The organism is Collinsella sp. CLA-ER-H7, from assembly GCF_040092345.1.
GTDB lineage: Bacteria > Actinomycetota > Coriobacteriia > Coriobacteriales > Coriobacteriaceae > Collinsella.
This window is the reverse complement of sequence record NZ_JBBNLT010000007.1, coordinates 77,520-98,335: the sequence shown is the minus strand read 5'-3', so window position 1 is coordinate 98,335 and position 20,816 is coordinate 77,520. Positions and strand designations below refer to the sequence as shown.

The 20,816-nt window shown below is 59.3% G+C and carries 16 protein-coding genes; 12 read left to right on the top strand and 4 right to left on the bottom strand.

All coding sequences use genetic code 11. The features are described 5' to 3' along the window. The first annotated feature begins 20 nt into the window (after positions 1 to 20). The 7 genes from AAAX75_RS05660 to yihA all read left to right on the top strand — a co-directional run bounded on the left by AAAX75_RS05660 (position 21) and on the right by yihA (position 8,078). On the top strand, positions 21 to 1,403 hold the full coding sequence (locus AAAX75_RS05660; protein ID WP_148346449.1) for a family 43 glycosylhydrolase: 1,383 nt from the start codon (positions 21 to 23) through the stop codon (positions 1,401 to 1,403). 45 nt (positions 1,404 to 1,448) lie between these two features. After that, positions 1,449 to 2,900, top strand: a complete 1,452-nt coding sequence (locus AAAX75_RS05655) for a PTS transporter subunit EIIC (protein WP_271761288.1) — start codon at positions 1,449 to 1,451, stop codon at positions 2,898 to 2,900. 101 nt (positions 2,901 to 3,001) lie between these two features. Continuing rightward, positions 3,002 to 4,444 (top strand): glycoside hydrolase family 32 protein, encoded by a 1,443-nt coding sequence (locus AAAX75_RS05650; RefSeq protein WP_349091380.1) that lies wholly within the window; start codon positions 3,002 to 3,004, stop codon positions 4,442 to 4,444. Positions 4,445 to 4,720: 276 nt separating this feature from the next. Next, positions 4,721 to 5,575: a DegV family protein gene (locus AAAX75_RS05645; RefSeq protein WP_349091379.1), complete on the top strand. Its 855-nt coding sequence runs from the start codon at positions 4,721 to 4,723 to the stop codon at positions 5,573 to 5,575. 187 nt (positions 5,576 to 5,762) lie between these two features. Next, positions 5,763 to 6,581 carry a pyruvate formate-lyase-activating protein gene (gene pflA, locus AAAX75_RS05640; RefSeq protein WP_349091378.1) on the top strand — a complete coding sequence of 273 codons (819 nt, stop codon included), beginning with the start codon at positions 5,763 to 5,765 and terminating at the stop codon, positions 6,579 to 6,581. A gap of 126 nt (positions 6,582 to 6,707) precedes the next feature. After that, entirely contained in the window at positions 6,708 to 7,448 is a 741-nt protein-coding gene (gene mtnN, locus AAAX75_RS05635; protein ID WP_342996032.1) for a 5'-methylthioadenosine/S-adenosylhomocysteine nucleosidase, read from the top strand. A 39-nt stretch (positions 7,449 to 7,487) separates the two neighbouring features. After that, positions 7,488 to 8,078 (top strand): ribosome biogenesis GTP-binding protein YihA/YsxC, encoded by a 591-nt coding sequence (gene yihA / locus AAAX75_RS05630; protein ID WP_349091377.1) that lies wholly within the window; start codon positions 7,488 to 7,490, stop codon positions 8,076 to 8,078. Between the two features lie 256 nt (positions 8,079 to 8,334). Here yihA and thrB read toward each other — a convergent pair whose 3' ends face one another. Next, complete coding sequence (gene thrB, locus AAAX75_RS05625) at positions 8,335 to 9,216, bottom strand: homoserine kinase (RefSeq protein WP_006234874.1); 882 nt, start codon at positions 9,214 to 9,216, stop codon at positions 8,335 to 8,337. A 201-nt stretch (positions 9,217 to 9,417) separates the two neighbouring features. Next, the gene (gene thrC / locus AAAX75_RS05620) at positions 9,418 to 10,935 is read right to left on the bottom strand and encodes a threonine synthase (protein ID WP_349091376.1); all 1,518 of its coding nucleotides are present in this window, start codon (positions 10,933 to 10,935) and stop codon (positions 9,418 to 9,420) included. Between the two features lie 104 nt (positions 10,936 to 11,039). Between thrC and AAAX75_RS05615 the strand changes: the two genes are divergently transcribed. The 3 genes from AAAX75_RS05615 to AAAX75_RS05605 all read left to right on the top strand — a co-directional run bounded on the left by AAAX75_RS05615 (position 11,040) and on the right by AAAX75_RS05605 (position 14,610). Further along, entirely contained in the window at positions 11,040 to 12,428 is a 1,389-nt protein-coding gene (locus AAAX75_RS05615) for an aspartate kinase (protein ID WP_349091375.1), read from the top strand. A gap of 174 nt (positions 12,429 to 12,602) precedes the next feature. Then, the gene (locus AAAX75_RS05610; RefSeq protein WP_349091374.1) at positions 12,603 to 13,628 is read left to right on the top strand and encodes an aspartate-semialdehyde dehydrogenase; all 1,026 of its coding nucleotides are present in this window, start codon (positions 12,603 to 12,605) and stop codon (positions 13,626 to 13,628) included. 403 nt (positions 13,629 to 14,031) lie between these two features. After that, positions 14,032 to 14,610 (top strand): methylated-DNA--[protein]-cysteine S-methyltransferase, encoded by a 579-nt coding sequence (locus AAAX75_RS05605; RefSeq protein WP_271748854.1) that lies wholly within the window; start codon positions 14,032 to 14,034, stop codon positions 14,608 to 14,610. Between the two features lie 206 nt (positions 14,611 to 14,816). Here AAAX75_RS05605 and AAAX75_RS05600 read toward each other — a convergent pair whose 3' ends face one another. Together AAAX75_RS05600 and AAAX75_RS05595 are read right to left on the bottom strand one after the other, a co-directional pair. After that, the gene (locus tag AAAX75_RS05600; protein ID WP_349091373.1) at positions 14,817 to 16,052 is read right to left on the bottom strand and encodes a chloride channel protein; all 1,236 of its coding nucleotides are present in this window, start codon (positions 16,050 to 16,052) and stop codon (positions 14,817 to 14,819) included. 173 nt (positions 16,053 to 16,225) lie between these two features. Next, complete coding sequence (locus AAAX75_RS05595; protein WP_349091372.1) at positions 16,226 to 16,864, bottom strand: GyrI-like domain-containing protein; 639 nt, start codon at positions 16,862 to 16,864, stop codon at positions 16,226 to 16,228. A gap of 271 nt (positions 16,865 to 17,135) precedes the next feature. On the opposite strand from AAAX75_RS05595, the gene AAAX75_RS05590 reads away from it, so the two are divergent. Both AAAX75_RS05590 and AAAX75_RS05585 read left to right on the top strand, forming a co-directional pair. Continuing rightward, complete coding sequence (locus AAAX75_RS05590; RefSeq protein WP_349091371.1) at positions 17,136 to 17,837, top strand: ABC transporter ATP-binding protein; 702 nt, start codon at positions 17,136 to 17,138, stop codon at positions 17,835 to 17,837. A 5-nt stretch (positions 17,838 to 17,842) separates the two neighbouring features. After that, the gene (locus AAAX75_RS05585; RefSeq protein WP_349091370.1) at positions 17,843 to 20,608 is read left to right on the top strand and encodes an ABC transporter permease; all 2,766 of its coding nucleotides are present in this window, start codon (positions 17,843 to 17,845) and stop codon (positions 20,606 to 20,608) included. The last annotated feature ends 208 nt before the right edge of the window (positions 20,609 to 20,816 follow it).

Here is a 20,816-nt window from a genome sequence, read left to right as displayed (position 1 = left end):
CGTGAGAAAGGAAGTCTCGGATGCACAAGGTGTATTACCAGCCTGAGGGAATTTGGGTAGGCGACATCATGCCGTACGGCGAGGACGGCACGTTCTATCTCTATCACCAGCGTGACACGCGAAACCCCGGTCCTTTCGGAGAGCCGTTTGGTTGGGCACTCGCGACGACCAAGGATTTCGTCAACTACAAGGACTTTGGCGAGAGCCTTGAGCGTGGCGGCGACGAGGAAGTCGACCAGTATGTTTATGCCGGCACGGTGTTTAAGGTGGGCGACAAGTACCATGCGCTCTACACTGGTTGCAATCGCGATAAGGTCCGCGCACGCTTGATGAAGCAGGTTCTTCTTCACGCAACGAGTGACGACGCCGTCAAGTGGGAGAAGAACATCGCCGAGACGCTGCTTCCGCCCCAGGAAGGTTACGATGACCGCAACTGGCGCGATCCCTTTGTGCTTTGGGATGAGGAGAACGAAGAGTACATGCTCATCCTCGGCACGCGCGTGGGCGAGGACAAGCGTCTGATGACCGGGCGTCTGGTCAAGTTCACCTCCAAGGACCTGGATACCTGGGAGTTCCAGGGCGACTGGTGGAATCCGGGCCTTTACACCATGTTCGAGATGCCTGATCTCTTTAAGATGGGCGACTGGTGGTATCTGGTGTTCTCCGAGTACAGTGATGGCAACAAGACCCGTTACCGCATGTCTCGCTCCATCAACGGTCCCTGGATCACTCCTGCGGACGATTCCTTCGATGGCCGCGCGTACTATGCCGCACGTACCGCATTTGATGGCGAGCGTCGCGTTCTCTTTGGTTGGGTTCCTACGCGTGACGAGGGCGGCGACCCCAGCTCTTACCTGTGGGGTGGCACCTTTATGCCCCTCGAGATCGTTCAGCGTGCCGACGGAACGCTTGGCACCAAACTCCCCGACAGCATGCTTGGCGCCTTTGGCGAGGCTAAGGCAGTCGAGGCCTTTGAGCTTTCCTGCGAGTCGGGCAAGGTCGAGCAGGTGCTCGCTGCGGATGCCGGTTCCACCTATATGCTCGACGCCGACATCGAGCTCGCCGGTGACGCTGCCGGCTTCTCGGTTAAGCTCGCCGAGGACGCCGAGTCCGGTCTTGCCTATGAGTTCCGCGCCAACCTGCGTGAGGGCAAGCTCGAGTTTACGGCGGCCCCCCAGTATCCGTGGTTCCAGGTCAACAACATGGGCCTCGAGCGTCCGTTGTTCTTTAAGGGCGAGGGCACTCATCATGTGCGCCTGGTCGTTGACGACGATATCGCGACCATCTTTGTCGATGATGTTGCGCTTAACGCGCGCTTCTGCAATAAGCAGGGCCAGGGTGTGGCACTGACGGTCACCGACGGTACGCTCAAGTGCGCAAATGCAACGATCGCGTCTCTGTAATGGCATCAAAACGTTTTATGATTTCGTAAGGGAATGGAGAGGAACATGGACTACAAAGTAGTGTCTCAGCAAGTCGTCGATAACGTCGGCGGTCTGGAGAACATCGAGGGCGCCACGCATTGCGTTACGCGTCTGCGTCTGGTGCTCAAGGATACGAGCAAGTACAACAAGGCCGAGCTTGAGAACATCGATGGCGTCAAGGGCGTGCTGTACAACAGCGGCCAGCTCATGATCATCTTCGGTACCGGTACCGTCAACAAGGTCTACGATGAGTTTATGGCTCTGACGGGCGTTAAGGAGATCAGCGCTTCCGAGGTCAAGGGCGCCGAGGCGGACAAGAAGGGCAAGTTCTTCTCGGTCCTCAAGGTATTCTCGGACATCTTTATCCCCATCATTCCCGCTTTCGTCGGCGCTGCTATCATCATCGGCCTTAAGTCGCTGATCGTTGCCAACGGCCTCTTTGGCATGGAGGGCAGCCTCGCCGACCACAGCGAGTTCCTCAAGAACCTCGCAAGCTTCTTTGCCATTATTGCCACCACCTTTGACTACCTGCCTGTCCTGGTTATGTATAGCGCGGTCAAGCGTTTTGGCGGCAACCCGATCCTGGGTATCCTCGTCGGTATCGTCATGGTTCACCCGAGCCTTATGAACCGTAACGCGTTCGTTATGGATCCGTCGGGTGCTGAGTACTGGAACTTTGGTCCGCTCTCCATCCCCATGGTTGCTTTCCAGGGCGGCGTGTTCCCTGCAATCCTGACTGCCTGGTTTATGGCCAAGGTCGAGAAGATTGCCCAGAAGTACATCCCCGAGGTCGTCTCGTTCGTCTTTGTCCCGACCGTTACCCTGATTCTTGCTAACGTCGCCCTGTTCACCGTGTTCGGCCCGCTCGGCAACCTGATCGGCGACGTCCTCGCCGGTGTAATCGATATCCTGTACAACAGGATGGGCGTCTTCGGTGCCTTTGTCTTTGCCGCATTCCTGCAGCCGCTCGTCGTTACCGGTACGCATCAGTTCATCCAGGGTATCGAGGCAAACCTCGTCGCCACGACTGGCTTCAACTACATCCAGGCCATCTGGTCGGTTTCCATCATCGCCCAGGGCGGCGGCGCCATCGGCATGTACCTCATTCACAAGAAGCATTCCAAAGAGCGCAACATCTGCATGTCGTCCTTTATCCCGACGCTGGTCGGTATCTCCGAGCCCGCAATCTTTGCTGCAAACATGCGCTACTCGATCATCCCGTTCATCTGCGCTTGCATCGGTGCAGGCTGCGGCGGTGCCTTCGTGAAGCTCTTTGAGGTGCGCGCCATCGGTCAGGGTCTGACCGGCGTGCTTGGCCTGCTCATCGTCACGCCCGAGACGCTCGTGTGGTATGTGGCTGGCAATCTCATCGCCTTTATCGTGCCGATCGTCTTGATCTTTGCCTACAACAAGGCAAAGGGCGTGCCGACCACTGATGAAGAGGGCGCTGGTGCTGGCTTTGATGTCAGCTTCTAGTTGAGCCGTTCAGCGTAATCTGAGGATAAGTCCATTTGGGGAAGGGCGTTCGACTCGTGTGAGTCGAGCGTCCTTCCCCATAGACGAGAAAGTCAACGGCGATGTTTAATCAAAAAAATAAGGTGACACGCGCGGACTATGAGCAGTGGCGAGCTGGACAGGACGAGACGGCGGCTCGCATCGCGTCCGACCCCGATAGGCTCCTGTTCCATGTGGAGCCTGAGCTTGGCTGGCTCAACGACCCCAACGGTTTGGTTCAGATTGGTGATACGTATCACATCTATCATCAATACGATCCGTTCGATGCTGCGCATGGCGGTCCAGTGCTTTGGAACCATCTGACGACAAAGGATTTTGTGACCTACGAGAATCACGGTCCCGTGCTGTTTCCCGATTCCGATTTGGATTCGAGTGGAGCGTATTCTGGTTCTGCCTTTGTACGTGATGGTAAGATTCACTACTTCTATACCGGCAACGTCAAGCATTTTGACCGCGATGATTACGACTACGTGTTGACGGGCCGTGAGCAAAACCAAATTCATATGGTTGCCGAGAATCCCGACGAATTGGGCGAGAAGCGCATGGCTGTTGGGCCGGTCGATTACCCCGACGATATCGGTACGCACGTGCGCGACCCCAAAATCCTTGAACACGACGGTATCTACTACATGGTTCTCGGCGCTCGTACGAAAGACAATCGTGGCTGCGTGCTTGTCTATGCCTCGCACGATCTAGAGGACTGGAGCTATGCGACGCGCATTGAGCCGGGCGAGAAGTTTGGCTTTATGTGGGAGTGCCCTGATCTATTTGAGCTTGATGGCGAGCTTATTCTCGTTTGCTGTCCGCAGGGTGTGCCCGCCGATGGTTGGTGTTACCGCAATCCGCACCAGTGCGTGTGGTTCTCCATCGAGGCCGATTGGGAGGCGCCGAGCTTTAAGATCACCGGGCAGGGCATGCCCCCGATGGTCGATGCCGGCTTTGATTTCTACGCACCGCAGTCCTTTGAGGATGCTGCGGGTCGGCGTTTGATGATCGGGTGGTCTGGTTGCCCCGATGCGACGGCAGAAAACCCGACGGTGGCACGCGGGTGGCAGTGCGCGTTGACGGTGCCGCGAGAGCTGAGCATACGCGATGGTAAGCTCTGTCAGCAGCCGGCGCACGAGATTGAGAAGGTGCGCGGCGACTGCGTTCGCGCGACAGGCGGTGAAACCGTTGAGGAGCCGGGCCGCCTGTTTGATCTTGTGGTTTCCTGTGAGGGCGCCAAGATGGTCGAGCTCGAAATCCGCAAGGGTGTCTTTGTGCGTTATACGGACGGGATGCTTACCCTCGATATGGGTGACGAAGGCTATGGGCGCGACCAGAGGTCGATTGAGCGCGGCGAGCTTCGCGACCTACGCGTGCTTTCGGACACTACGATGGTCGAGATTTTTGCAAATGGCGGCGAGGCGGCACTTACGAGCCGTACCTATTCGCCGGCGGTTCCGGCGATGGAGCTGCACGCCGAGGGTGCGGCATCGATGAATTTCTACCGCCTCGTGCATTAACCGTGCGTGGAGCACGATTGGATTTGCTGGACGGAATGTGTCGCAGTTGTCGCGGCCAACTACCGCTTACCGCATATAGCGACCGTTTGCGGAATAAGTAACCCTCCTTAATAAACCGTGTGGAATCCTAGATAAGCACGGAGTTTTCCAGGGAGACGCTGTCCTTTGTTGTGTGCAAGGGGCGGCGTCTCTTTGGCGCTTGGACGCCGTTGTGCAACAGTGCGGCGGCGCGTGCCATGTATTGAAAAGCCAATGTCGAGATGGGTCGTGATAATAATGGGCAAGTACGTAATCGTGGTTGAGTCTGGGTCGGATGTGACGCCGGAGCTCTGCGAGCGCTACGGCATCGTGCGCGTGCCCATGCATGTCACGATTGGTGACGAGACCGTCGAGGACGGCTCGATCGATCCGCTCGAGATTTATTCGCGCTGCAACGAGTTTGGCGTGATGCCCAAGACCAGCGGCTGCGCGCCTGCGGATTTTGCTCACGTGTACGACCGCATTCACGCTGAGCAGCCCGATGCGACTATTCTGCATCTCGCGTATTCCGAGGCCACGACCTGCTCGCATCAATCATCGAAGATCGCCGCCAAGGGTCGCGACTACGTGTTCTCTATGGACACGCGCTTTGTCTCGGTGGGCCAGTCGCTTGTTGTCGTCGAGACCGCCAAATACATCGAGGCTCACCCCGATGCCACCGTCGACGAGATCTTCGCCTTCGCGAACTCCGTCATGGACCGCGTGCTGCTGGGCTTTGTTCCTACCGATCTTGCCTTCCTTAAGGCGGGCGGTCGCTTGTCCAACGTCGCGTTCCTAGGCGCCCATCTGCTCAAGATTAAGCCCTGCATTGAGGTGACGGGCGGCAAGTTCGTGGCGACCAAGAAGTTCCGCGGCTCTATGCTCAAATGCGCCCGCGCCTTTATTGACCACATGGTTGCGAAGGGCGAGATTGACTACTCGCACATTGGCCTGGCGTATTCGGTAGGCCTTTCCCAGGAGCTTCGCGACGACATGGAAGTCTATGCGCACGACCTGGGCTTTAAGGACGCTACCTGGACTCAGGTCGGCGGTGTCATCTCGAGCCATTGCGGCCCGACGGCCTTTGGCGCGGTGCTTACGCTTAAGGCGTAAGGTCTGGCGTCTATCGATCTCTATTGCCACGGCGGCGGGCGGGTTGCGATAACCCTCTCGCCGCACTTGCGTGGGGCCAAATAGGACAACCCAATCGATCACTAAACCGTTTCACCATCATGCGTATGGGCTAGAATGGCTCTGGCATTAAAATTGGCAAAAACCAAAGAGAGGCAAGGTAGCGGGAATGGCTGAGATGACGCTTGAGGGTGTGGACGCTCATCCCGAGGACTCTGCGTTTGCCCTGGGTCGCGTGCATTCAATCGAAACGATGGGAACGGTCGACGGTCCCGGCATCCGCTTCGTAGTGTTCGTCCAAGGTTGTCCCATGCGCTGCGCGTATTGCCACAATCCCGATACCTGGTCCGTTAAGGGCGGCACTATGGTGACCGTTGAGCACCTGATGGACGAGTTCCGGAGCAACCATGAGTTCTATCGCAGTGGCGGCATTACCGTTTCGGGCGGCGAGCCGCTTCTGCAACCCGAGTTTTTGGCCGACCTGTTCCGCGCCATGCACAACAACCCCGATGGCCGCGTGCATACCTGCCTGGATAGCTGCGGTTATGCGTTTGATTCCAACCGCCCCGAGAAGTTCGATGCCGTTCTCAACGAGACCGATATGGTGCTGCTCGACATTAAGCATGCCGATCCGGTTGAGCACAAAAAGTTGACCGGATGCGATCCTGCGCGCATCCTGGCGTTTGGCGATGAGCTTGCCCGTCGCAAGATTAAGGTCGTTATCCGCCACGTGGTTGTGCCGGGCATTACCGACACGGTGGAGGAGTGCGAGAAGCTCGGTCGCCTCATCGCTCCATGGCACAACGTGGTGGGCCTGGAAATGCTGCCGTATCACACGATGGGTGTCGTCAAGTACGAGCAACTGGGCATTCCCTATAAGCTCGAGGGCGTGCCCCAGATGGATACCGCGCGCATGCCCGAGCTGCGCAATGCCGTTATGACCAGCATGAAAAAGCGCCGTGCGGAGCTCAGGTCGGCCATCGGCTAACAAGCTATTTTTGCCCCTTTATGATACCCGAGCTGTACTGGCCTAACGGCTTGGTGCTGACGCGGTTGAGCCAAAATGCTGGTACCATACCGTGGATAAGCAATTTGCACGGATTTGGGGGATGGCATGGCAACCATCGCGATCATAGGCGCACTCGAAAAAGAGGTTGCGCAGATTAAGGAAGAGCTGAGTGGCGCGCATGAGTCGCAGGAGGCGGGCTTGACCGTTGTGAACGGTGGGCTTTCGGGTCTGACGGTAGTCGCCACGACGGCAGGCATGGGGACCGTGAACGCCGCTGCCGCAACGCAGCATCTCATCAGCAAATACGCCCCGCAGGCCGTTGTGTTTTCGGGCATTGCGGGCGGCCTTAACCCTAAACTGCATATTAACGACGTGGTTATAGGCAAGTGCCTGCGCTATCTGGATACCGATACGGCACTCATCGCCGAGTCCGCGCCGGGGCTCGAGGAGTTTGTCTCGACGCCGGCGTTGGTTGATGTTGCCGCCGCCGTGCTTGCCGAGCATGGATTTGTGGATACCTCGGCGGATGAGAATTCTGCGGAGAAGGACCCCAAGCAGTTCCTGTGTGGCACTATCGCCACGGGTGACCGCTTTGTTACGGGTGACGCCATGCGTAACGCTGCGATTGAGGCCACGCATGCCGATTGCGTCGAGATGGAGGGCGCGGCAATTGCGCACATCGCGGCCAAGAATGGTGTCGATTGCCTGGTGCTGCGCGCTATCAGCGATAATTGTGACGAGGCATATGACGCGTTTTGCGAGCGCGAGTTCGATCTGGACGAGTACGCTCGCACCGCGAGCGGCATCACGCTTGACATCGTTCGTCGTATCGCTGCCGCGCAATAGCACGCCCGTTTTGTAAGAACCTACGACCAAGGAGTGTCCATGGCCGATTCAATTAATTACCAGCTTGCCAAGTTCGTCGCCAGCTACGGCAAGGTTTCGCAGATCCCCGAGTCCACCTGTCCCGAGGTGAGCTTCGTCGGCCGCTCCAACGTGGGCAAGTCCTCCATCATGAACAAACTCTTTGGCCGCAAGAACCTGGTCAAGGTTTCGAGCACGCCGGGCAAGACGAGCAACATCAATTTCTTCGAGGCCGACGACGTGCACTTTGTGGACCTGCCGGGCTACGGTTTCGCCCGTCGTTCCAAGGCCGAGCGCGACCGCTGGGCCGAGCTTATCGGCGACTTCTTCGACTCAGGGCGCAGCTTTAACCTGGTTGTGTCGCTGGTGGACATTCGCCACGACCCCAGTAAACTCGACCATGACATGATCGACTACCTGCAGGGCAACGAGTTCAACTTTATCGTCTGCCTCACCAAAGCCGACAAGCTCAGCCGCACCCAACAGGCCCGCCAGGCAGCAGCCATCAAAAAGCAGCTCAACGTCCCGGCCGAAAATGTAATCATCACAAGCTCCCAAACCGGTGTGGGTATCGACGAGCTTAAGCGCCGCATTGCCGAGGCCTGCCTCTAGTGAGTGCCCCTTACCAGCAAGAGCCCCTGCCAATAAAAATCAACTATCAGCCTGGCGCCCCTTCAAAGTGTGGGTCCCTGTAGACATCCTCAGCAAGGTAGGCGCAGGGACGGTCGGGATATTCCCTCAAAATCATTCCGCAGCGCGAAGGCCCCTTGTCCGTCGCTCCGTAGGAGCAGGACAAGGGGCCTTCATGCGCGAGGACGATTGTGAGGGAATATCCCGACCGTCCCGGACAGGTATATGAGGAGGATGTCTACAGGTACTCGATTTGAGCGCCTTCCGTGTCACACGTGAGGATATGCGTGTCGCACTTGGGGAACTGCTCGCGCAGCTTGACCTGCAGGAACTTTGCCACGATGGTGTCGTCGGTCACAGCCATGAGGGTCGAGCCCGAGCCGCTAATCCAGATGGTTTTAGCGCCGCCGTTAAGGCAGGTGTCGCGCACGGCGTTGTAGTCGGGGATGAGGCGGCGGCGATAGGGCTCCTGGATGCGGTCGTCATTGGCGGCGGCAATCAGGTCAAGGTCGCCGGTCTCCAGGCCGCGCGTCATGCCGGCGATGCGGCCCATTTGCCATACGGCGGTGGAGAGTGGAATCTCCTGCGGCACAACCTTGCGCGCCTCGCTCGTATGCACCTCGTAGGGCGGAATCACGGTAATAAAACGCAGACGATCGCTCACCTCGTAGCGCAGGCACTGGGGGAGCGAATCGGTCGGCGTAAAGGAGCAGACGGCGCCGCCCAGGATAGCAGGGGCGACGTTATCGGGATGGCCCTCGACCTCGGTGGCAATGCGGACGAGCTCGGCACGGTCGACGGTGTGGCCCGTCAGCGCGGCGGCCGCCATGATGCCGGCGACGACGCAGGTGGAGCTGGAACCCAGGCCGCGGGCGACGGGCACGTCGGTCTGAATGTCGATAGCGACGGGGAAGGCCGGCTCGCCCCATGCGGCCAGTGCATCGACAAAGCTCACATAGACCAGGTTATTTTCGTTTTGGAACTCCTCGGGGCAGCCCGTGATGGTGAGCTTGTCGGCGCGCTCGAAGGTGAAGTGCGAGTAGAGGCTGACGGCCATGCCGAGGGTGTCGTAGCCGATGCCTAGGTTTGCGCTTGTTGCTGGGACGGTGATCTTGATCATGGGAATCTCCTGGGCGGTCTGCCTGTTTAGTTCGCTGCTCGGGCAGTCCTGGCTCGCTCGGAAAGCACATTAAGTGCTTTCCGGCTCGTGCGGAACTCGCGACGAACTAAACAGGCAGACCCGCATGTCAGTTCGTCATCATCCGGTGGGTATCTGATGAAAGAAAGTGCGCCGGCTTTCGCCGGCGCCTTATAAGGGGTTTTAGTTGGAAGCCATCTTTTTTGCTGCAGACTCGATGTAGCTCGCCATCTCGTCGACGTCGCAGACGTCTTCGAAGCGGACGGGCTTGGACTCGAGTTCGGCGAGTTGGACCGGGGCAACCGTGTTGGTTGCCTGCTCGAGCACGCGCATGGCCTCAAAGTCGTCCTCGGGAACGTCGAGGCCCAGGGCGTCGCAGCAGGCACGCGGGAACTTGTAAGGGCTGGCGGTCGAAAGCAGCACGCGGGCCTTGGCGCCCTCGGCGGGGGCGACCTTTTCGAAGACGTGATAGCCGCAAGCGGTGTGCGGGTCGATCACGTAGCCGTTCGCGTCCCAGCAGCTCTTGATGGCGGCGCGGACCTCGTCCTCGCTGGCCCAACCGCAGCCAAAGACGCTCTGAATCTTTGCCAGCAGGTCGGCGGGAACCTCGTAGCGACCAGTCTGTGCCAGCTGCTTCATAAGGCCGGCAACGAGTTCGCAGTCGCCATCGGACAGGAAGTAGAGCATGCGCTCGAGGTTGGAGCTGATGAGGATGTCCATCGACGGCGAGATGGTCGTGAAGAACGGGCGGTTGCGGTCGTAGACGCCGTTGGTCAGGAAGTCAGCGAGCACGTTGTTCTTGTCGCTCGCGACGATGAGCTTGGCGACGGGCAGACCCATGCGCTTGGCGTAGTAGCCGGCCAAGATATCGCCAAAGTTGCCGGTGGGCACACAGAACTCTACGGCGTCGCCAGCCTCGATAGCGCCGGCGCGCAGCAGCTGCGCATAGGCGGCAAAGTAGTAGACGACCTGCGGTACCAGACGGCCGACATTGATAGAGTTGGCGCTCGAAAGCACCGTGCCGGCGGCTTCCAGACGCTCGGCAAGCTCCTTATCGGCAAAGATGCGCTTGACGGCGCTCTGGGCGTCGTCAAAGTTGCCGCGGATTCCGCAGACGGCGACGTTGCTGCCCTCCTGCGTGGACATCTGCAGGTTCTGGACGCGGCTGACCTTGCCCTCGGGATAAAAGACGGTGATGCCCGTGCCCGGAGCGTCGGCAAAACCGGCGAGCGCGGCCTTGCCGGTGTCGCCTGACGTGGCGGTGACGATCATGATGCGCTCGGCGCCGCCGTCCTTGGCGGAAGTGCGGGCCATGAGGCGGGGGAGCATCTGTAGGGCGACGTCCTTGAAGGCGCTTGTGGGGCCGCCAAAGAGCTCCATCACATAGGTCTGAGGGGCGTCAGCGCCCGGCGCTGCGTCGAGTTTGACGAGCGGCGTAACCTCTTCACTCGCGAACGTGCCGCGGTATGCCTCGTCGACACACGCCGAAATTTCTTCGGCCGTGTAATCATTCAGTAACATTCCCAACACATCTTGAGCGATTTCAAAGTACGATTTATCTGCAAGCGAGCTGATATCGACCTGCTGGGTGCCAAGCTCGTCCGAGACAAACAAACCCCCGTCGGGAGCGATGCCGGTGCGGATTGCCACCTTACTTGAGCACGATAAAGTGCGTCCTCGTGTACTATGATAAGTTCCCATATAACACTGCTCCTCGGATGCCTTGGTCCCAATCGGTGAAACCATGGTATCAGAGCGCGCAAAATAGGTTCGCAGAGGCTTTTTAGAAAGGTAACCTCCAGCCCATGATTAAGATTGCCAAGTTTGGCGGCTCGTCGGTCGCCGACGCCGAACACTTCAAGAAGATCAAGGCCATCGTCGATGCCGACCCTGCCCGCCGTTTTGTGGTGGTTTCTGCCTGCGGTCGCCGCTTTAAAGGCGACACCAAGGTGACCGACCTGCTCTACCTGGTCAACGCGCACGTTAAGTATCACGTGTCGTGCGAGGAGCTGCTCGAGGACATTGGCCAGCGCTACTTTGATATTGCTGACGAGCTAGGACTCACCTATCCCATCCGCGAGGAGTTTGCGGCCTTTGCCGAGCGCGCCCGCTCGGGCGGCTACTCTACCGAGGAGCTCGTGAGCCGCGGCGAGTACTTCACCGCTCGCCTGATGGCCGAGTACCTGGACCTGCCGTTCCTGGACGCCGCGACGGTTGTGGCGTTCCATCACGACGGTACGCTCAGCATGAATCGCACCTCCGAGCTGGTGCAGGAGTACGGTCAGCAGGGCGGCTTTGTTATGCCCGGTTTCTACGGCGCGACGCGTGAGGGCCAGATTAAGCTGCTCGACCGTGGCGGCGGCGATATTTCCGGCTCGATTCTGGCCAAGTGCCTGGGCGCCGATCTGTACGAGAACTGGACCGACGTCTCGGGCTTCTATTCTGCTGATCCGCGTATTGTTCCCGAGGCTCAGCCCATTGCGCGCGTTACCTACGAGGAGCTGCGCGAGCTTTCGTACATGGGTGCAAGCGTCCTGCACGAGGAGGCCGTGTTCCCCGTGCGCGAGGCAGGCATTCCGCTGGTCATCAAGAACACCAATGCGCCGCAGGACCCCGGCACCATCATTAGCGAGACGGCTGATGAGGGCGAGGCGGAGCCCATCATTACCGGTGTGACCGGCAAGCGCGGTTTTGTCGCCATTAACGTGGCCCGCGACCGCACCAAGCCGCGCGTCGGCTTTATGCGCCGCGCGCTTTCGGTCTTCGAGCGCTATGACGTTTCCGTTGAGCATATGCCCACCGGCGTCGACCGCTTTGGCGCTGTGGTGCAGGAGCAGGATGTGCACGATTCTCTGTACTCGCTTGTGGGCGACATTCAGCAGGAGGTCGAGCCGCTCGAGATCGAGGTTGTCGAGGGCTTGGCGCTCATCGCGACCGTCGGCCGTAACCTGCGCGGCCGTGCAGGTATCTCGGGCCATCTGTTTGGCATGCTCGGCCAGGCCGGCGTGAGCGTGCGCATGATTTCGCAGAGCTGTGACGAGATCAACATCATCATCGGCGTGGAGGAGAAGGACTTTGATCTGGCGATTCAGACCATTTACCGCGCCTTCTCCGACGAGAACGGCATTGTGAAGGTCTCCGATCTGGAGGCTCCCGCGCCGGTCGATCCCGCTCTGGTCGCGCTCCACAAGTAGCTGCTATCCCAGTAGATTTTTTGGACTTGCCTCAAAAATCTATGGCGGGGCGTTTCGTTTCGGTTTCGTTTCGACGGGGCGGGTTTCGTGCCCGCCCCGTTCTTGTATACACTGGCAACAATAATCGGCCTGCTTGGCGTGCGGGCAAAAGCCACAACCTTTAAAGGGGGAAGCATGAAACAGTACACGGTTGCTATTTTGGGCGCGACGGGAGCCGTGGGCACCCAGATGCTCGAGTGCCTCAACGAGCAGGAGTTCCCGGTTGGCAAGCTCAAGCTGCTGGCGAGCGCGCGTTCTGCGGGCAAGACCGTCGAGTTCCGTGGCGAGCAGATCGTGATCGAAGAGGCTTGTCCCGAGGCCTTTGAGGGCTGTGACATTGTGCTTGGAGCTGCCGGCGACGACATCGCGAAGGAGCTACTGCCCGAGGCCGTCAAGCGTGGCGCCGTCGTGGTCGACAACAGCCATGCCTGCCGCATGGATCCCGAGGTGCCGCTGGTTGTGCCCGAGATCAATGCCGACGACATCAAGTGGCATCACGGCCTTATCGCCAACCCCAACTGCGCGACCATTATCGGCCTGGTTCCCACGTGGCCGCTGCATCAGCTCGCTGGCGTGAAGCGCATGATCGTCTCGACGTACCAGGCGGCTTCGGGTGCTGGCGCCCCCGGTATGGCCGAGCTCGAGGCTCAGCTGGCCGCCCTGGGCCGTGGCGAGGAGATTCCCGAGCCGCGCGCGTTTGCCGCCCAGCTCGCGAGCAATCTGATTCCGCAGATTGGCGGCGTCAAGGAGGAGGGCTTTACCTCCGAGGAGATGAAGTTGCAAAACGAGGGCCGCAAGATCATGCATCTGCCCGAGCTGCGCGTGAACTGCACCTGTGTGCGCGTGCCCGTGCTGCGCTCGCACTCCGAGAGCATCACGCTTGAGTTCGAGCGCGACATCACGGTGGAAGAGGCCCGTGCCGCGCTGGCTGCCGCTCCGGGTGTCAAGCTAGTTGACGACATGAGCGCCGAGGATGCGCACGACCGCTTCCCCATGCCGATGGACACCTCCGACCAGGACCTGATTTGGGTCGGTCGCGTACGCCGCGACATCTCGAGCCCCGAGGCTGCGCGTGGCATCACCTTCTGGTGCTGCGGCGACCAAATCCGTAAGGGCGCGGCAACCAACGCCGTCCAGATCGCTAAGCTGCTCTGCGAGTAGTGTGACCTGTCCGGCGGGGGCCGGGCTTGGTTTTCAGAACGTCCTCGACCATGTGTGGCGCCTTGTCCTGCTCCTTCGGAGCCGCGGACAAGGCGCCACACTGGTCTGCGGAGTGTTCTGAAAACCAAGCCCGGCCCCCGCCTGCGGTGACGCTGCTGCAAGCGACCTGCGATGGGGCCGTTGTTGGTTGGGGCCGCTGGGCTGATGTGGGGGCACGTGGCTGTTGCGGGCCCTGATCCCGGCGGCGGCTTCGGCGCTTTGCGCCTGCCGCCTTGGGGGACTGTGGGGCGCGGCCGGCAGCTGCGGCGCGTTCGCGCCTGCTGCCTAGGGTGACTTTGGGGTCGATTGGGGTTGTCTGCACAATTCGCGGTATTATGTTGCGGAGTTTTGAAAGGAGCCGCTGGTGGTCACGACGACGTTTGCTTCGCCTTTGGGCGAAATCTTGCTTGCCGCTGATGGCCGCGGTCTGACGGGACTTTGGTTTGAGGGGCAGGAGCATTTTGGCTCCACGCTTCTCCGGGAAGACTCCGAACATGTTGAAGGCGCCGATGCGGTTTCTGGTGCTGGCGGCATGTCTTCGGTGAATCCGACAAACGGTGCTGCCTCGTCGGTACTTGAGCGTTCTTGGGCTTGGCTGAATGCTTATTTTGCGGGGCAGGAGCCTCGGTTTACGCCGCCGTTGCATATGATTGGTACGGCGTTTCAGCGCGAGGTTTGGTTTGAGCTGCTTTCTATCCCGCGTGGCGAGGTCGCTACGTATGGTGAGATCGCCCAGCGTGTTGCGGCTCGACATCGTGTACCGGGAAACGAAGCACCCGTTGCGTCTCCCCGTGCCGTGGGGGCCGCGGTCGCGCGTAATCCCATTTCGATTATTGTGCCGTGCCATCGCGTGGTTGCCGCCGATGGTTCGCTCAACGGATATGCCGGCGGCCTCGACCGCAAGGAGTGGCTGCTGCGGCTTGAGGGCGCGTACGAGGAGTAACACTCGAGCGCTTTGCATAGTCAAGATGCCGTGAAAGAACGGGACATGCTTTCCGAATGGAGGCTCAGACGGAAACTACGTCCCGGAATTCCGTTTTAAAGCGGGATGCGCTTTCCGAATGGCGTTCCAAGCGGAAACCGTGTCCCGGAATACAGCCTCAGAGTGGGACGCCGTTTCCGGCTGAGACCACCTGCCTGGACATCGATCTACGCCCGCTCCTGCAGGGCGTAGATGGACTTATCCATGTTGAACAGGTAAGCCACAACGCAGACAATAATGAACATCGGCAAGTTACCAAAGCCGAAGACTTCGCAGCCAATAAGGATGGGTGCGAGCAGCGTATTGGTGGCGCTGCCAAAGACGGCTGCGTAGCCCAGTGAGGCGCAGAGCTCGACGGGCATGCCGAGAATCCCGGCGAGTACGACACCCAGGCTGGCTCCGATGGAGAACAACGGCGTCACCTCGCCACCCTGATATCCTGCGGCAAGCGTGGTAATGGTGAGTGCGAATTTGAGTGCCCAGTCCCAAGGTATGATGGCGACCTTGCCGTCACCGTCGAGCGCCGCGGATATCAGATTGGTGCCAAGCCCGCAGTATCGACCCTGCCATAGTGCGAACAGAATCGCCGATAACGCGATGCCCATAACGGCGATGCGTGCATAGGGGTTGGGGAACAGCCGCGCCGCAAGTGTTTTGGCATGTGCAAGGCACCAGGCAAAGGCGCCGCCTACCATGCCAAACGCGATACCCAGCACCGCAAGCCGTCCAAGACCGGGGAGATCAAGCGCGTATGAGGCGACAACGGCGACTTCGAACTTCTCGAGTCCCAGGGCGCCGGAGGTCATACTTGCGGCGAGCGAGGCCGTAAGCGTGGGAAACAGCGCGCGGTATTCCATGCGTCCTGCGACCAGTACTTCGATAGCAAAGACCGTGGCAGCAAGAGGCGTTCGAAAGAGCCCGGCAAAGCCAGCGGCCATACCAATGAGCAAAAACGTGTTGCCGGGGTTTCGGAAAGGTAGACGCCGGCCGATCCAGTGTGAGACGGTTGCACCGATCTGCACGGCCACGCCCTCGCGTCCCGCGCTGCCGCCAAAGAGGTGCGTTCCCCACGTGCTCAGCATAACGAGCGGCACGAGACGCGGGGAGATGGCGTCTTCGCGCCCGTGGCCTACGTCAAATACCAGGCTCATGCCGCGGTCGGTGCCCTTGCCCCAAGTGCGGTAGGCAAATACGATGGCCAAGCCCATGAGGGCGAGGAGGGGAAGGAGCAGAGTGATGTGCTCGTCGCGGAAGGTGCCAATCGCCAGAAGCACGCGTCCAAAGAGTGCACAGATGGCGCCAACGATAATGCCGATGGGGATTCCGACGACACCCATAAGCACGAGGCCGCTATAGGTGTTGAGCAGGCGTTTGATTTTGCTCGATGCGTTGCTTTCCGACACTTGCCCTCTTGATAGAAAAAGAGCTGGAGTTGCGCATCGTTGAGAGGCTTTCCAGCTTTAGCAAAACAAACTTATAAGATGCGACGGGCCGCGTCAAGATAATTGCCGGACGGCCTAGGAGGCGGCGGCTGGTTGGCTGGCTTAAAACCTAGCGTGTGAAATGACGCTCCACGCTATTCAGCGCGCTTGATAGGATGACGAACCACAGTCTTAAGTTTCTCCGGTGCACATTTGCGTGGATCGGAGAGATAGATTTCGTGATGGAAACGGGTGTCTGAGAAGTCGGGGACATAGCCCTGCTCGGTCGTGTATTCATGCATGGCGTCTACGGTTGCCGGCTCGCTGTCATAAGGTCCGGTATGCATACATTGAACGCAGAGACCCTCGTCAACTTTAAGCAGCTCGACGGCAGAAAAGTCCAGTTTCTTTTTGGCCGTGGCTTCCGCGACTGCCCAGCCAAAGTCATCTCGGGTGACGAAATCGGGCAGGCGGATGCACGAGATAAAGTTGAAATCGTCCTTGCGTACATAATCGATGTCGCCGCTCGGGGAGTCTTGCCACCAGAAACCCTCGAGTGGCGGTACCACAAAGTCGAAATAGCCCTCGATACTCCTTGAACCTTTCTTCGACATCTTGACGGTATAGGCGATGCCGTAAAGCAGCGGCAGGGCGTTTTGATACTCGCCACCTTCGGTATTTGGGTCGCCTTTTCCGCGAACGGCAACGTAGCTCATAGGCGGGACAGTTACGATACTCGGCTTGCTTGCAGGTTTGTAGAGCTCCTTGCATTCCTTCTTAAAGTCGAACGCCATGTTGGCCGCCTTTCTGCGTATTGGCCTGCTTAGATAGCGGAATCATATCATAGAAACGAACAGCTGTTCGAATGATTTGGCTGACAGATTGAGATGCATGCGTTGTGTTTGGCGGTCGGCCTGACTCCGTCGATGATTTCTCTGCCTCCCCGGCGCCTCATTTATAGCTGCCATTTCCCCATATAAAACCTGCCAAAATAAACCTGTCCCTTTTTGGTGAGTGCGAAATGGGTAATACTAAAGAGTTATCCGACCAGATGGGAATTAATCGATGGCCTATATCGAATTCAAAGACGTCATCAAGGCATACGGCGAGGGCGACGCCCGCATTCACGCACTCGACGGCGCGAGCTTTACGGTCGAGCGCGGCGAGCTCGCCATCATTCTGGGTGCTTCGGGTGCCGGCAAGACCACGGCGCTCAACATTCTGGGCGGCATGGATACGGCGACCTCCGGCACCGTGACGGTGGATGGGCGTGACGTGAGCGCTGCCAACGAGGCACAGCTTGTGGAATACCGCCGCGCCGACGTTGGCTTTGTCTTTCAGTTCTACAATCTGGTTCCCAACCTGACGGCGCTTGAGAACGTCGAACTCGCGGCACAGATCTGCCCCGATTCGCTCGATGCCGAGCAAACGCTTTGCCAGGTTGGCCTGGGTGAGCGCCTCGCCAACTTCCCCGCGCAGCTTTCGGGCGGCGAGCAGCAGCGCGTGTCCATCGCCCGTGCACTGGCAAAGAACCCCAAGCTGCTCCTGTGCGACGAGCCCACGGGTGCACTCGACTACAAAACCGGTAAGCAGATTTTACAGTTGCTGCAGGACACCTGCCGCAAGCAGGGCATTACGGTCATTATCATCACGCACAACTCCGCGCTCGCGCCTATGGCCGATCGCCTGATTCGCTTTAAGAGCGGTCGCGTGGAGAGCGAGACGGTCCAGCAAAATCCCGTGCCGATCGAGACGATCGAGTGGTAGCGCCCATGGATCAGGACCGCCAAAACAGCCAACGCCGCGACGCGCGGAACACGGAGCGCGAGCAGGATTTTACGACCTACCGCACTGCCCAAAGCTCAAACGACATGGTGCCGACGGTGTTTCGCCGCGGTGTCTACCGCACGATTCGCGGCAGCCTCAAACGCTTCTTGTCCATCGTCGTGATCACTGCGCTCGGCGTGAGCGTGATGTGCGGCCTCAAGGCGGGTTGCGAGGATCTGTGCGATTCGGTCGACGCTTACTTTGACCAGCAGAATGTTTATGACATCAACGTGCAGTCGACCTATGGCCTGACTGACGATGATCTCGACGCCATCCAAGAGGTCGATGGCGTCGAAACGGCCGAGGGCATCTACACCGAGACCGCCTACACCGCCGTGGGCACAACGCGCGAGCGCGTGGTCGTGCAAAGTCTCTCCAAGGAGAACATCGATCAGCCGGTGCTCGTGAACGGCGATTTGCCTGAGAGCGCCGATGAGGTCGCGGTGACTTCGAAGTTCCTGAAGGCTTCGGGCAAAAAGCTCGGCGATACGGTGAGTTTTGCCGCCAATGACGCGAGCTCGTCGAACCAAAGCGCCAAGGATCAGTTTGCCGCGGGCGATTACACCATTACGGCCGAGGTCCTCGATCCCACTGATGTGAGCTCCGACTCGACGGTCAACGCCTTCCGTGCTGCTTCGGCGGCGGACTATAAGTTCTATGTGAGCGAGGACGCCGCGACATCTTCTTCCTACTCCGCGATCCACGTGGTCGTCGAGGGAGCCAAGAGCCTCAACTCCTATTCGGATGCTTACGCGGCAAAGATCAACAAGGTCAAGGGCAATATAGAGAAGATCCGCGAGGAGCGTGAGAAGGCGCGCGCTCAGGAGCTGACGGTCGACACGCCGACAAGTTTGGATGCGGCCGAGCGTCAGGCCGCCATGCTCTTTGGGATCGAGCAGGACAACATTAACCGCATGGCCGAGGGCAGTGAGGAGCGCGTGCAAGCGCAGGCCGACCTGGATCAGCGCCGTGCCGCCGCCGACCAGCAGTTTGCCGATGCCCGCGCCGAGCTCTCTGACCTGGGCGAATGCACCTGGTACATCCAGGACCGCGGCAATATCGCAAGCTACTCGAGCGTGGAGAGCGATAGCTCGTCAATTGAGGCTATCGCTACGGTGTTCCCGTTCATCTTCTTTATCGTTGCCGTGCTCATCAGCCTTACCACCGCCACACGCATGGTCGAGGAGGAGCGCACACTCATCGGCCTGTATAAGGCGCTCGGTTATTCGCGCGGGCGCATCCTGTCCAAATACGTGGACTACGCGCTGTGGGCTTGTCTGATTGGCGGCGTGCTCGGCAACATCATCGGATTTGTGGGCCTGCCGCTGTTCCTGTTTACGGTGTTCGACGACATGTACTCGCTGCCCCAGATGTTGCTTTCGTACGACATCGTGTCCTCGATCGTTTCGGTGGCGCTGTTTGCCGTGGGCGTGGTGGGCGCCACGATTATCGCCTGCCGCCACGAGATGGCCGAGACCCCGGCCTCGCTCATGCGCCCCAAGGCCCCGCGCGCCGGCTCGCGTATCTTGCTCGAGCGCATCGGCTTTATCTGGCGCCGCATGGGCTTTTTGAACAAGGTGGCAGCACGTAACCTGTTCCGCTACAAAAAGCGCGCCTTTATGACCATCTTTGGCATCGCGGGCTGTACGGCGCTTGTGATTTGCGGCATGGGCATTCGTGATACGTCGGTCGCGCTTTCGCCCAAGCAGTACGGGCATATCACGCGCTATGACCTGCTGGTGGTTGCCAATCCCGACGATTTTTCGCAGACGTGCGCGGCGCTCGACGAGCGAAGCGCAGCCAAGGATTCCGACGTGACCGTGACTTCGACGCTGCCGATTATGACCGACAACGTCACCTTTACATTTGGCGGCAAGAGCGAGACCGTGCAGCTGATCGTGGTGCCCGATGACCGCACGAACGACCTGGACGACTACGTGCGTCTCGAGGATGAGTCCAAAGAGCCTCTATCTTTGCGCGACGGAGATGTGTATCTAAGCAAGAGTTCACAGCTGGTACTGGGGATTCAACCGGGCGATACGGCACACGTCCAGGATTCGTCGCTCAACGTAGCCAAGGTCAAAGTCAGCGACATTTCGCTCAACTATCTGGGCAACACGCTTTACATGACGCAGGGCACCTATGAGCGCGCGTTCGGTCGAAGCGCGCGCCTTAACGGCGTCTTTGTGCTGCTTAAGGGCTCGTCGGCCGATCAGATTGCGTTTAGCAAGAAGCTTAAGAGCGACGGTTGGCTTTCGATTTCGAGCACGGCCGAGCATTGGGAGAACTTTGAGGCGAACTTCACTATTATCAATTCCGTCGTGGTGCTCGTGACCTTTATGGCGGCGTGCCTATCGTTTGTGGTGGTGTTTACGCTGTCCAACACGAATATCTCCGAGCGCGAACGCGAGCTGGCGACCATCAAGGTGCTGGGCTTCCGCCGTGGCGAGGTGCACCACTACGTCAACAAGGAGACGTTGATCCTCACGGCAATCGGCGCTGCGCTGGGCGTGCCGCTAGGTGGCTTGCTGGCCAAGAGCTTTACCTACATTTTGCAGATGCCGTCGCTGTACTTTGACGTCGAAGTCGAGCCGCTGAGCTACGTGCTTGCCGTGGTGCTTTCCTTCGGCTTTACGATCATCGTCAACCTCGCCACCAACCGAACCCTCAACAAGATCGACATGGTCGGCGCCCTCAAGAGCGCCGAGTAACCTGTCCTGGGATTCAAGTTCTAGCGAGCTGCCGACGCGCCCGCAGCAGTATTTTTGCATAAACCGCTCCGCCAATTGCATACTTTGACGGGGCGGTTGCTTTTTGCCCACAGGTACCCCAGGGGGCGCCGTGCAAATTCCGGAGTATTCAGCATCCCGGGGTCCGCGGGCGCGGGGGCGGGTGCACAAAACCGCGCTGAAAGCCCCG